This window comes from Arthrobacter sp. SLBN-100 (assembly GCF_006715305.1).
Taxonomy (GTDB): Bacteria; Actinomycetota; Actinomycetes; order Actinomycetales; family Micrococcaceae; genus Arthrobacter.
Genome location: NZ_VFMY01000001.1, coordinates 3,529,282 through 3,541,220, shown reverse-complemented (window position 1 = coordinate 3,541,220; position 11,939 = coordinate 3,529,282). Strand labels below are relative to the sequence as shown.

General features: G+C 65.8%; 13 protein-coding genes. 8 read left to right on the top strand and 5 right to left on the bottom strand.

Features of this window, described 5'->3' with window-relative positions; all coding sequences use genetic code 11:
- Window positions 1-14 precede the first annotated feature (14 nt).
- A complete protein-coding gene (locus FBY31_RS16340) occupies window positions 15-1,319 on the bottom strand; it encodes a cation:proton antiporter (protein WP_142043271.1) in 1,305 nt (434 codons plus the stop codon).
- A gap of 179 nt (window positions 1,320-1,498) precedes the next feature.
- Between FBY31_RS16340 and hutG the strand changes: the two genes are divergently transcribed.
- The 3 genes from hutG (at window position 1,499) to FBY31_RS16325 (ending at window position 4,052) form a co-directional block, all read left to right on the top strand.
- A complete protein-coding gene (gene hutG, locus FBY31_RS16335) occupies window positions 1,499-2,452 on the top strand; it encodes a formimidoylglutamase (RefSeq protein ID WP_142043269.1) in 954 nt (317 codons plus the stop codon).
- An 80-nt stretch (window positions 2,453-2,532) separates the two neighbouring features.
- Window positions 2,533-3,051 (top strand): amino acid ABC transporter substrate-binding protein, encoded by a 519-nt coding sequence (locus FBY31_RS16330; protein WP_142043267.1) that lies wholly within the window; start codon window positions 2,533-2,535, stop codon window positions 3,049-3,051.
- Window positions 3,048-4,052 (top strand): cation transporter, encoded by a 1,005-nt coding sequence (locus FBY31_RS16325; RefSeq protein ID WP_142043265.1) that lies wholly within the window; start codon window positions 3,048-3,050, stop codon window positions 4,050-4,052. The genes FBY31_RS16330 and FBY31_RS16325 overlap by 4 nt, the downstream gene beginning before the upstream one ends.
- Window positions 4,053-4,058: 6 nt before the next feature.
- Here the strand turns inward: FBY31_RS16325 and FBY31_RS16320 are convergent, their stop codons facing one another.
- Complete coding sequence (locus tag FBY31_RS16320) at window positions 4,059-4,727, bottom strand: response regulator (protein WP_142043263.1); 669 nt, start codon at window positions 4,725-4,727, stop codon at window positions 4,059-4,061.
- The gene (locus FBY31_RS16315) at window positions 4,724-6,319 is read right to left on the bottom strand and encodes a sensor histidine kinase (RefSeq protein ID WP_142045456.1); all 1,596 of its coding nucleotides are present in this window, start codon (window positions 6,317-6,319) and stop codon (window positions 4,724-4,726) included. The genes FBY31_RS16320 and FBY31_RS16315 overlap by 4 nt, the downstream gene beginning before the upstream one ends.
- 301 nt (window positions 6,320-6,620) lie before the next feature.
- Between FBY31_RS16315 and FBY31_RS16310 the strand changes: the two genes are divergently transcribed.
- Genes FBY31_RS16310 through FBY31_RS16295 form a run of 4 tightly spaced genes read left to right on the top strand, consistent with a single transcriptional unit; the run spans window position 6,621 to window position 10,172 of the window.
- The gene (locus FBY31_RS16310) at window positions 6,621-7,631 is read left to right on the top strand and encodes a Bug family tripartite tricarboxylate transporter substrate binding protein (protein ID WP_142043261.1); all 1,011 of its coding nucleotides are present in this window, start codon (window positions 6,621-6,623) and stop codon (window positions 7,629-7,631) included.
- The gene (locus tag FBY31_RS16305; protein WP_142043259.1) at window positions 7,628-8,131 is read left to right on the top strand and encodes a tripartite tricarboxylate transporter TctB family protein; all 504 of its coding nucleotides are present in this window, start codon (window positions 7,628-7,630) and stop codon (window positions 8,129-8,131) included. Before FBY31_RS16310 ends, FBY31_RS16305 begins: the two co-directional genes overlap by 4 nt.
- Window positions 8,131-9,783 (top strand): tripartite tricarboxylate transporter permease, encoded by a 1,653-nt coding sequence (locus tag FBY31_RS16300; RefSeq protein ID WP_142043257.1) that lies wholly within the window; start codon window positions 8,131-8,133, stop codon window positions 9,781-9,783. Before FBY31_RS16305 ends, FBY31_RS16300 begins: the two co-directional genes overlap by 1 nt.
- Complete coding sequence (locus FBY31_RS16295) at window positions 9,780-10,172, top strand: universal stress protein (RefSeq protein WP_142043255.1); 393 nt, start codon at window positions 9,780-9,782, stop codon at window positions 10,170-10,172. Before FBY31_RS16300 ends, FBY31_RS16295 begins: the two co-directional genes overlap by 4 nt.
- Here the strand turns inward: FBY31_RS16295 and FBY31_RS16290 are convergent.
- Complete coding sequence (locus FBY31_RS16290) at window positions 10,169-11,101, bottom strand: fumarylacetoacetate hydrolase family protein (protein ID WP_142043253.1); 933 nt, start codon at window positions 11,099-11,101, stop codon at window positions 10,169-10,171. The genes FBY31_RS16295 and FBY31_RS16290 overlap by 4 nt on opposite strands.
- A gap of 225 nt (window positions 11,102-11,326) precedes the next feature.
- Between FBY31_RS16290 and FBY31_RS16285 the strand changes: the two genes are divergently transcribed.
- Window positions 11,327-11,587: a hypothetical protein gene (locus FBY31_RS16285; protein ID WP_235013087.1), complete on the top strand. Its 261-nt coding sequence runs from the start codon at window positions 11,327-11,329 to the stop codon at window positions 11,585-11,587.
- Window positions 11,588-11,677: 90 nt separating this feature from the next.
- Here the strand turns inward: FBY31_RS16285 and FBY31_RS16280 are convergent, their stop codons facing one another.
- Window positions 11,678-11,914, bottom strand: coding sequence for a hypothetical protein (locus FBY31_RS16280; RefSeq protein WP_142043250.1), 237 nt, complete (start codon window positions 11,912-11,914; stop codon window positions 11,678-11,680).
- Window positions 11,915-11,939 lie beyond the last annotated feature (25 nt).

Genomic DNA, 11,939 nt, shown 5'->3' with positions numbered 1-11,939 from the left:
GCGGCCCTGTCCACTTATACAGGCGTGTTGGGGGCCAGTCCCTCGTCTCCGGACACCGCCCGGGCCTTCTTCAGGCGGAGCCTGTCCAGCCGGTTCATCAGCGGTGAGGTGGTGGCGCCATGGATCACGATCGAGAGCGCCACCACCAGCCCCACAAAAGCCCACAGCCACTCCGCCTGGTCGGCAAACCGGCCCTTGCCCAGCGCATAGGAGAGGTAGTACAGGGAGCCGATCCCGCGGATTCCGAAGAACGAGAGGGCAATCCGTTCCCTCGGGCCCGTCTTGCCGCCCAGCAGCCCCAGCCACCCGGCCAGGGGACGCACCACCAGCAGGAAGGCGAGTGCCACCAGTACCTCGGCCCAGCCGATCCCCGCCAACAGCCCGCGGGCGATTGCACCGCCCAGCAGGACCAGGATTACCACGGTGAGGAGCCGCTCCAACTGCTCCACGTAGGAGTGCAGCACCCGGTGGTAACCGTGGGTGCGTTCAGCGGCGCGGATGGTCACGGCGCAGACAAACACCGCGATGAACCCGTAGCCCTCGACCATTTCGGTGACGCCGTAGGCCAGGAACGTGGCGGCCAGCGCCACGAAGCCCTCTGAGTGGTTGGACAGCCGCAGGCTGTCCGCCCGGGCGGAGAAGAAGAGCCTGGCCAGGACCTTTCCGGTCAGGAAGCCCAGCAGCAGCCCGACACCGAGCCGCCACAGCACGTCCACGCCGAACCACTCAGGGAACCAGGCGGACGGCGATGACCCGGCGATGCTGATGGCGATGGCAAGGTAGACGAAGGGGAACGCCAGGCCGTCGTTGAGGCCGGCCTCGGAAGTGAGGCCAAACCGGACCTCGTCCTCCTTGTTGGTGCCGCCGTCGTGGTCCGCGGGTTCGCCCACCTGGACCTCGGAGGCAAGAACCGGGTCCGTGGGCGCCAGGCTGGACGCCACCAGCAGGGCGGCACCCAGGCCCAGGCCCAGGAACCACAGGCCCAGGAGGGTCAGGCCAATGATGCACAGCGGCATGGCGATCCCCAGCAGCCGCCAGGTGGTGGACCAAAGCCGCCGCCCCACCGGCCGGTCCAGGGCCAGCCCCGCGCCCATCAGCGAAATGATCACGCAGATTTCCGACAGATGCAGGACAAAGTCGCCGTGCGCTATCGGGTCCGGGTCCGGAAGGGTGGGAATCAGGGCGAACGCGCCCATGCCCGCCCCGAGGAAAACCATAGGCATGGAGAAGGGCATATCGCGCAGCAGTTTGGGGAGCACCGCGGCGGTGAACACGGCAAGTCCGGCGGCGGCAAAGAGGATGTTGGGGGCTTCAAACACGGTGATGTTCTCCGGCCTGGGTCGGCTGCGCCCTGGTGGCGCGGCAAGATAGCACTGGGTCCCGGAAGGGGTTGCTCCACCTTAGCCCCCTCCGGTTTCAGCTTGCAGGTTCTTGAATTCCAGACACCACGACGGCGGCGTTGCTGGTTTTCGGTCCCGGCATGCGGTGAGCTTGAACCATGCCTGCCTTCCTGCCTGCCGTCGACGTCCCGCCCCAGCCCTGGACCGGCAGGTTCGATGGGGACGGCGCCGAGCACCGCCGCTGGTGGCAGGCGGTAGGAGCGTACGACGCCGAAGCGGCAGCAGATTCCGCAAAGCCACCTGCCGCGCTGCTCGGCTTTTGCAGCGACGAAGGAGTCCTCCGGAACAAAGGCCGCACGGGCGCGGCTGCCGCACCGGCAGCGCTGCGCGCAGCCCTGGGCGCGCTGGCATTCCACCTGGACCGTCCCGTGACGGACGCCGGGGATGTCGTGGTCGCCGGCACCGGCCTGGAGGCCGGCCAGGAACGCGCCGGCCGGGCAGTAACGGCAATGCTCGACGCCGGGCAGCTCACCGTGGTGCTGGGCGGCGGCCACGAAACCGCTTATGCCAGCTATTCCGGCGTTGCCGCATCCGCCGCCGTCCAGGGCGGCCGGCGGCTGGGCGTCCTGAACCTCGACGCCCACTTCGACCTGCGCGACGAGCCCGTACCCAGCTCCGGCACGCCGTTCCTCCAGATGGCCCGCGCCGAAGCCGCCGCCGGGCGCGAATTCCGCTACGCCGTCGTCGGAATCTCCGAACCCAACAACACCCGCACGCTGTTTGACATGGCGCAGAGGCTGGGCGTGCGGTACCTGCTGGATGAGGACTGCGGCGAGGAGCGGGTGCAGGAGTTCGTGGCCGGGTTCCTCGCGGACATCGACGTCCTCTACCTGACCATTGACCTTGACGTGCTGCCCGCAGCGGTGGCGCCCGGAGTCAGTGCCCCCGCAGCATACGGCGTGCCGCTTCCGGTCATCAGCGCCTTGTGCCGGCAAGTAGCGCAGTCCGGGAAGCTGCTGCACTTTGATGTCGCTGAGCTGAACCCGGACTTCGATATCGACGGCAGGACGGCGAAAGTTGCGGCACGGCTGATCGACACCCTGCTGCGCTGACCTGTTGCTGCGCCGCCTTCAACAAAGTAAGTAGGCTGTCTAATACTGAACTTTTGTATCGAAGGAAGGGAGCCAGCTGAATGCGGCGCCGAGGAATTGTGGCCGCCACCTTGTTGGCTGCCCTGCTGATGCTCACCGGCTGCGGGAGTACCTTCCCCGCAGACCCCCAAGGAACACTCGACAGGGCCAAGGGCGGAACCCTGCGCGTGGGTGCGAGCATCAACGGAGAGTGGATCCGGATCGCCGCGTCCGCCAGTGGCGATGTCCGCAGCGGTGATGTCCCCGGCAGCGACGTTCAAGGAAAAGAGGCAGAGCTGGTGCGGGATTTCGCCGCGCAACTGGGCGCGGAGGTTGAGTGGGTGGCCGGAACGGAGCAGGTGCTGGCCGACGAGCTCAAGCATGGCGGCCTGGACCTGGTCATTGGCGGCCTGGACGACAGGACGCCATGGGTGACACATGCCGGCGTCACCCGTCCTTATGCTGAATCCCGTGACGAGCGCGGCGGCCTTCACAAACACGTCATGCTGGTGCCCCTGGGCGAAAACGCCTTCCTGCTTGAGCTGGATCAGTTCCTGATGGCAGCGAAGGAGCAGAAATGACAAACGTCAGGAGCGACGCGGTCCGGTTCGGCCACACAGAATTACCGGCGGAACAGCAGGAAGCGCTGGGCAAGGCCAAAAAGCTGGAATGGGCCACCATGGGCTTCCTGGTGGTCACCACTGCCATGGTGTTCCTGGTGCTGGGCAACTCGCAGGCCATGAAGGCCGCCTGGATCGAAGACCTGCTTTCCTTCCTGCCCCCGATCTCCTTCCTGGTCGCGGCGCACGCTGTACGCAAACCTCCTTCGGAGGCCCATCCGTACGGCTACCACCGATCCACCGGCGTGGCGCACCTGGTGGCTGCCGTCGCTCTCACGGTGATGGGCGGTTACCTCCTGGTGGAGTCCGGACTTGGCCTGCTGAAGGGGGAACACCCTACGATTGGCGGCATCGAGCTTTTCGGCACCACCATCTGGCTGGGCTGGCTGATGATGGGCGTCATGATCCTTACGGCCGCCCCGCCCGTCTTTCTGGGCAAGGCGAAAATGAAGCTCGCCGAGAAGCTGCACGACAAGGTCCTCTACGCAGACGCGGACATGAACAAGGCCGACTGGATGACGGCAGTAGCGGCGGTGGCGGGTGTGGCGGGAATTGGCATTGGCCTGTGGTGGGCAGATTATGCCGCAGCCCTGGTTATTTCGGCCAGCATCCTGCAGGACGGTGTCCGCAACACCAAGGCCGCCATCTCCGCACTGATGGACAAGCAGGCCATGACCTATGACGACGCAGCGCCGCACCCGCTGGGGCGGCAGCTGGATCACTACCTCCTGGGCATCGGCTGGATTGCCGAAGCCAGGTCCCGGGTGCGGGACGAAGGGCATGTGTTCCATGTGGAGTCCTTTGTGGTCCCCACGGGAGGCTCCATGCCCTCGCTTGGTCAGCTTGAAGCGGCGCGAGAAGCCTGCGTGGCCATGGATTGGAAAGTGCAGGACATGGTGATAGTCCCGGTTGCGGAGTTGCCCTCCGAGTTCCTTCCTGGCAAGACGTCAGGCCTGCTGTGACCGCCGCTACTGGCCTTTGAGGACGTAACGCCGCTCGGGGCGTCCCACGCCGTATTTCAGCCTTACGTCCAGCGTTCCTTCGTCGTGCAGGTACTCGAGGTAGCGGCGGGCGCTGACCCGGGACGTCCCCACCTGCTCGGCCACCTCAGCCGCGGACAGGTCACCCTCGGCGGTGTTGAGGATGGCTTCCACAAGCTTCAGCGTCTCGATGCTGCAGCCCTTGGGCAGCGGCCGCTCCGTCCGGTCCAGGCCGAACACCCGGTTGACGTCCGACTGCTCCGCCACATCCTTGGCTGAGTCCAGGCCCTGGTACGCGCTGCGGTAATGCTCCAGGCGCTCCTGCAGATCCGACTGCGAAAACGGCTTGATCAGGTAATGCACAATGCCGCCCCGGAGCGCCTTCCGTACGGTTTCCACCTCGCGTGCAGCGCTGATCACCAGCACATCCAGCTCCGGGGCAACGTCCCGCAGCTTGTGCATGAGGTCCAGCCCGTTGATGTCCGGAAGGTGGATGTCCAGCAGCACCAGGTCCGGCTGCAGCCGCCCGGTTTCAGCGACGGCCTGGGCCCCGGTATGGGCCACTCCCACCACGGCGAAGCCGGGCGTGCGCTGGATGAAGCCCGCATGTACCTTGGCCACCATGAAGTCGTCATCAACGATCAGTACCTTGATCATGGCTTCGTTGCACCTCTTTTGAATCGTGCGGTGAAAACTGCTCCGTTGTCGTTGGCCACGGTGAGGTCGCCTCCGGACCTCCGGCAGACCACACGCGAGAGGGCCAGTCCGAAGCCACGCCCGTCTGCGGGCCCGGCTTCCTTGGTGGTAAACCCTTGCCGGAAAATCTCCTCCAAGGCGTCGCCCGGGACGCCCGGCCCGGTGTCACGGACGGTGACAGTGACCTGGTCAGCCCCGGTGCGCGGGTCCCTGCCATCCTCGACAAGCACGCGGACCGCAGCGGCGGGAAGTCCTGACACGGCGTCGAACGCGTTGTCCACGAGGTTCCCCACCACGGTGGTGAGGTCCCGCGACAACGCGTCGCCGACCGGCCGCAGGGTAGATTTGGGATCCAGCTGCAGGGCCACGCCACGCTCGGTGGCGAGGCTGGATTTGGCAATCAGCAGCGCGGCGAGGGCCGGGTCCTGGATCCGGCTGGTGACTTCATCGTTGAGCCTGGTGCGGTCCAGGGTGGCGCCGTTGACGAACTGCACCACGGAATCGTATTCGCCGATCTGGATCAGGCCCGAGATCACGTGGAGCTGGTTGGCGAACTCGTGGGCCTGCGCCCGCAGCGTATCCGTGGCCGTGCGGGTGGCGCCCAGTTCACGCTCAAGCGAGGACATCTCGGTCCTGTCGCGCAACGTGGTCACAGAGCCTATTTCACGGCCCCGGGACCGGATGGGAACGCGGTTCAGCACCACCAGCCGCTCCCCCACCAGCACCAGCTGGTCGGGATCCGGCTGGTCGCGCGTGAGGACGGTCTTCAGCGCGGGGTCCACAGGAAGCGATGAGACCTTCTTGCCCACGCAGTCCGCCGGCAGGCCCAGCAGTTGACGGGCACTGTCATTGGCCACCGTGATCCGCTCGTTCGGATCGAGTGCCACCACCCCTTCCTTGAGCCCGCGCAGCATAGCTTCCCGGTTTTCCACCAGGCCCGTGATCTCACTGGGTTCCATGCCCAGGGTCTGGCGTTTGACGCGCCGGGACAGCAGCAGGGAACCGGCCACACCCAGGACACTGGCTACTCCGAGGTATGTCAGCAGATTTGGAACCGCATCCCCAAGCCGCTCCAATACGGTGGGATAGTTGCGGCTGATGGAGGCGATGCCGATCATCTTTCCGGCGTCATCCAGCACCGGGACGTGCGCGGACAGGACCGCCGCATTGCTTTCCGGCACCACACCGGTCCAGGCGCGGCCCTCCATGACCCGGCTCGACCCAATATCCAGCTTCTCGCCCAGCAACCCGGGGTCTGAGGAGGCCACCACGGTACGGTCCTGTTTCGCCAACGCCACTTGGGACGATCCGGACAACGTCCGCACGGCCTCCGCCACGGCGGGCAGTGCCGCTCCGTTGCGGGGCTCGGCGGTTGGCAGCAGCTCACGGACCGCCGGGTTGTTGCCCAGTGCCTCGGCAGCGGAGAGCGCGCGCCGGCCCTCGACCCGCTCAAAGGTGGCGGCGGACTGGGCCAGGGAGATCGCCACCACGGCCACCAGGACCGCCAACACAATCAGCAACTGCAGCACGAGGTATTGCCCCGCGAGGGACATTCCTCTTCGTCGAGTCACTGTGGTTGGTCCTTTGGGTGGTTCAGCACGTATCTCCGGCCAGGCTCCGGCATTTTTCGGCCGGTCCGCGGAGGTACGGGAACTATACCGCAGGCGGCGCCAGAGCCAGGCCTTGCGGGCCTTTCAACCCTGAACGCGAAGATCCGCGGTTGGTTCCGCGAAACGTGAACGCAATGAACTTAACTTTCTCTGCGTACATAAGAGTGACGGGCATCACGGCGGAACCTAGCATCGAATCACCAAGTCAATCTTGCTGATCATTTTTCATGAGAAGAGGAACACCATGCGCCAGATTCGCGCATTGCGTATTGCCGCCGTCGCCGCCGGCATCGCCCTGATGGCCACCGGCTGCGGTGCCACCGGAAAGAGCTCCACCGGTTCGGAAAGCTCCGGCGCTGCCGCCGGGCCCATCACCGGGCTGCAGATCATGGTCCCCAACACCCCGGGCGGCGGTTATGACACCACCGCCCGCGCAGCAGCGAAGGTCCTCGACGACGAGAAGATCACCAGCAACACCGAAGTCTTCAACCTCGCCGGCGCTGGCGGCACCGTAGGCCTGGCCCGCGTGGTGAACGAGAAGGGCAATGGCGACCTTGCCATGCTCATGGGCCTGGGTGTCGTCGGTGCAAGCTACACCAACAAGTCCGAGTCGAAGCTCACCGAAACCACTCCGCTGGCACGGCTCATCGAGGAACCCGGCGCCATCATGGTCGGCAAGGACTCCCCGTACAAGACCATCGATGACCTGGTCAAGGCCTGGAAGGCCGATCCCGGTTCCATCTCCGTGGGCGGCGGCTCCTCCCCCGGCGGCCCCGACCACCTGCTTCCCATGCAGCTCGCGGGAGCAGTAGGAATTGACGCTACGAAGGTCAACTACGTCGCCTACGACGGCGGTGGCGATCTGCTCCCCGCCATCCTCGGCAACAAACTCGGCTTTGCCGCCTCCGGCGCCGGCGAGTTCCTGCAGCAGATCCAGTCCGGCGAAGTGCGGGTCCTGGCGACCAGCGGCGACAAGCGCCTTGAAGGCGTGGACGCCCCCACGCTGAAGGAATCCAACATTGACCTGGTCTTCACCAACTGGCGCGGCATGGTGGCCCCTCCCGGCATCAGCGACGCGGACAAGGCATCCCTGATCGCCGCCCTTGAGAAGATGCACGGAACCGAGGCCTGGAAGGAAACACTGAAGACGCGCGGCTGGACTGACGCCTTCATCACCGGCGACGAGTTCAAGTCCTTCCTCTCCGACCAGGACAAGCGGGTGGCGGACGTCCTCACCAAGCTTGGGTTGGCGTGAGCTCCCTGACTTCAGGCCTCAAAGGCCGCGCCGAGCTGGGGGTTGCCCTCCTGCTCGGCGCGGCCGGCGTCCTGGTCTTCGTGGACGCCAACCGCCTGGTAACCCCGTACTCCCAATCCGATCCGGTCGGTCCCAAAACCGTTCCCTACATTGTTGCCGGCCTGCTGGTGGTCTGCGCTGTCCTGCTGGCCATCAACGTGATCCGCGGCGGCCAGGGCGAGGCCGAAGGCGGCGAAGACGTGGACCTCACCCACCCCGCCGACTGGAAGACCGTCCTGCCCCTGGCGGGCGCTTTTATCCTGAACATCCTGCTCATTGACTGGGCCGGCTGGGTCATCTCCGGCACTGTCCTGTTCTGGGGCTGCGTCCTTGCCCTTGGGAGCAGGCACTACATCCGTGACGGCCTCATCTCCGTGGCCCTGTCCCTGCTGACCTTCTACGGTTTCTACCTCGGCCTCGGCATCGCCCTTCCGGCCGGCCTCCTGGAAGGAATCCTTTAATGGACGTCTGGTCCTCCCTGATGGACGGCTTCGCCACCGCCCTCACCCCCATGAATTTCCTCTACGCCGTCATCGGTGTCATCCTGGGCACCGCCGTCGGCGTCCTTCCGGGCCTGGGCCCGGCCATGACCGTGGCCCTGCTGCTTCCGGTCACCTATGCCCTGGAACCCACCAGCGCCTTCATCATGTTCGCCGGCATTTACTACGGCGGCATGTACGGCGGCTCCACCACCTCCATCCTGCTGAACACACCGGGTGAATCGTCGTCGGTAGTGACGGCCATCGAGGGCAACAAAATGGCCAAGGCCGGGCGTGCGGCGCAAGCGCTTGCGACGGCGGCCATCGGCTCGTTCGTTGCCGGCACCATCGGCACGGCCCTGCTGGCGGTCTGCGCGCCGATCGTGGTCCAGTTCGCCGTCAGCCTGGGCGCCCCGAGCTACTTCGCCATCATGGTCCTGGCCCTGCTGGCCGTCACCGCAGTGCTGGGTTCGTCACGGCTCCGCGGCTTTGCCTCGCTGGCACTCGGCCTGGCCATCGGCCTGGTGGGCATCGACTCCGTCACCGGCCAGCGCCGCCTCACCTTCGGCCAGCCGCTGCTGGCGGACGGCCTGGACATCGTTGTGGTGGCCGTGGCCATCTTCGCCGTGGGTGAAGCCCTCTGGGTAGCCGCCCACCTGCGCCGCACCCCGCTGCATGCCATTCCCGTGGGGCAGCCCTGGATGGGCAAGTCCGACTGGAAGCGCTCCTGGAAGCCGTGGCTGCGCGGTACCGCCTTCGGCTTCCCCTTCGGCGCACTGCCGGCCGGTGGCGCCGAGATCCCCACGTTCCTTTCGTATGTCACAGAGAAGCGCCTCAGCAAACACCCTGAGGAGTTCGGCAAGGGCGCCATTGAAGGTGTTGCCGGCCCGGAAGCCGCCAACAACGCTGCAGCCGCCGGCACCCTGACACCGATGCTGGCCCTGGGCCTGCCCACCAACGCCACGGCCGCCGTAATGCTCGCCGCCTTCACCTCCTACGGCATCCAGCCGGGCCCGCAGCTCTTCAGCAGCCAGGGTCCCCTGGTGTGGGCGCTGATCGCGAGCCTGTTCATCGGCAACCTGCTGCTCCTGCTGATCAACCTGCCGCTGGCACCGATGTGGGCCAAGCTCCTGCAGCTCCCCCGGCCGTACCTGTACGCGGGCATCCTCTTCTTCGCCACGCTGGGCGCCTACTCGGTGAACCTGCAGGCGTTCGACCTGGTGATCCTGCTGGTGCTCGGTGCACTCGGGTTCATGATGCGGCGCTTCGGGCTCCCCGTGCTGCCGCTGATCCTCGGCGTCATCCTCGGTCCGCGCATCGAAGGCCAGCTCCGCAAGACCCTTCAGCTCAGCGCCGGTGACCCTGCCGGCCTCTTCAGCGAGCCCATCGCCGTCGTTGTTTACATCATCGTGGGGCTGATCCTGCTGTGGCCGCTGGTTTTCAAGCTGATCCGGCGGAACCGTCCGGCTGCAGCTGAACCTTCATCAGCTCCGGCCGCTCCGTCAGGTAGCTCCGCGCATGCAGACCTGCCCGTTCATTCAGATGATTCCGTCCGCTCGGACAGCGCGGCACACTCACAGAGCTCCGTGAAGCCAGACAGCTCCGCTCACCCAGACAACAAGGAGACACCATGACCATCGTGGTGGGATACGTCCCGACCCCCGAGGGCGAAGCAGCCCTGACCCAGGCCATCCACGAAGCCCGGAAGAGCAACACCACGCTGCTGGTGATCAACTCGTCCAAGGGCGATGCCCTGGTGGACAACCGCTACGCCCAGGAGCCGGAGATCCAGAGCATCGAGGACCGGCTGGCCACCCAGGGCATTGACCACGTGATCAAGCAGCCGGTCCGTGGACACGATGCCGCCGCCGAGGTCCTGGATGCCGCGGAGGAGAACAACGCCGAGCTGATCGTGATCGGCCTGCGCCGGCGTACGCCGGTGGGCAAGCTCATCATGGGCAGCGTGTCTCAGCGGATCCTGCTGGAGGCGGACTGCCCGGTCCTGGCCGTAAAGGCCGGCTAGCGGGACTGCAGCTGCTCCTGCGGCTGTTCCTGTTCCTGCGCCGCAGGCTGCCCGGCCCGGGGCTGCCCTGCGCGGAACAGTTCCTGGCGCTGGCGCCCCAGTCCTTCAACTTCAACCTCCACTACGTCCCCCGGCTGCAGGTAGGGAAAGCGGCCGCTAAGTGCAACACCTTCTGGAGTCCCGGTGATCATCACATCACCGGGCTCCAGCCGCATGTACTGGCTACAGTGGTGCACCAGGGTAGCGGCGTCGAAGATGAGCCCTGACGTGGACGAGTCCTGGCGGACTTCGCCGTTCACCCAGCTGCGCAGGCGCAGGTTACCGCCGTCGATCTCCTCCGCCGGAACAAACCACGGGCCCAGCGGTGTCGAACCGGGCAACGACTTGCCCTTGGTCCACTGGCCGGCCGCACCCGGAATCTGGTATTCACGCTCGGAGAAGTCGTTGGCGGTGACGTAGCCGGCGATGCAGTCCCTGGCGGCCTCCACAGACTGCAGGTAGCTGGCCTCCCGGCCGATCACAATGCCCAATTCCACTTCCCAGTCGTATTTGGTGGAGTGCGGCGGAACCGGGGCGGGGTCATAAGGCCCTGCCACGGTGTTCGTCGGCTTGAGGAACACCACAGGAATCTCCGGTGGCGCGGAGCCTGACTCGGCCGCGTGCGCGGCGTAGTTCATGCCAATCCCCACCACGGCTCCGGGCCGCGCCACCGGAGCGCCGACCCGCAGGCCGGCCGCTCCCTCAAGGACAGGCAAGGTGCCGGCCTCGAGGGCTGCCCTTACCTTCGCAAGCCCTCCGCCGGCGAGGAAGGCGCCGTCAATGTCCCCGGTCAGGGGCAGCAGGCTGAAGCACACTTCGTTTCCGTCCATGGATGAAGCCAGAACGGCGGGCTGTTCCTTGCCGATGTCCCCGAGGCGCATGATCTTCATACAGGATTTCCTTCTCTTCCGAAGTCCGTTTAATGCCGGCTTAGCAGTATGGTGTCCGAGGCAGGAGGGCGTTCGCCAATGCGCCGATTGTGACTGCGCCTCCGGGAAGGTTTCGAGCCGCCGAGGGCCGGTCTGATCCCTTTTAAAGGGCGGTCATCTGACATTTAGGGCGTCTAACGGTAGACTGGGTTGGCCCTGGGGGACGAAACACAGAAAGTTCAGCACATGTCTACAGCCACAATGGAACGCCTTCCGGCCTTCTCCGTCTCCACGGAAGAGCCGCTGAACCGGACCATCGACCTGGAGTTTTCCACTGCAGGCGAAATGCACGCCGGCTTGGAAGAGGCAGTCGCAGGGCTGATCGAGGTGGCCGCCAAGGACGCCTCCTGCGGCATCCTCGTCACCCGGCTCCGGCCGGGACGCTATACCGTAGCCCTGGATGAATCGGTGCCCTTCGGCGAGACCTACGAGGCCATCGCCGCCTAAGAGTTTGCGACGGACGCCTCTCCTCGCATTAACAAAAGTCCCCGCCTGGCATCGCGCCGGGCGGGGACTTTTGCTTGCAGGACCGAACCGTCAGGCGCGGCGCACCTGCACGCCGTCGGACTTCAAGAAGAGCTGTTTCTCAGTCGGACCAGCCGGCACAAGCCACAGGACGTTGCCGCTCTGGGACACTTCCTCCACCTCCCCGGTGGCTACAACGTGCGCCTGCTTGATGATCTCCACGCGTTCCCCGGCCCGAAGGATCCTCCAGTCGGAAACGGCGGCTGAATGGGCATTGCGCCTCGATAAGACTGCCCCACGAGCTTTCATGTGAACTTCTACCCCTTTGTAATGT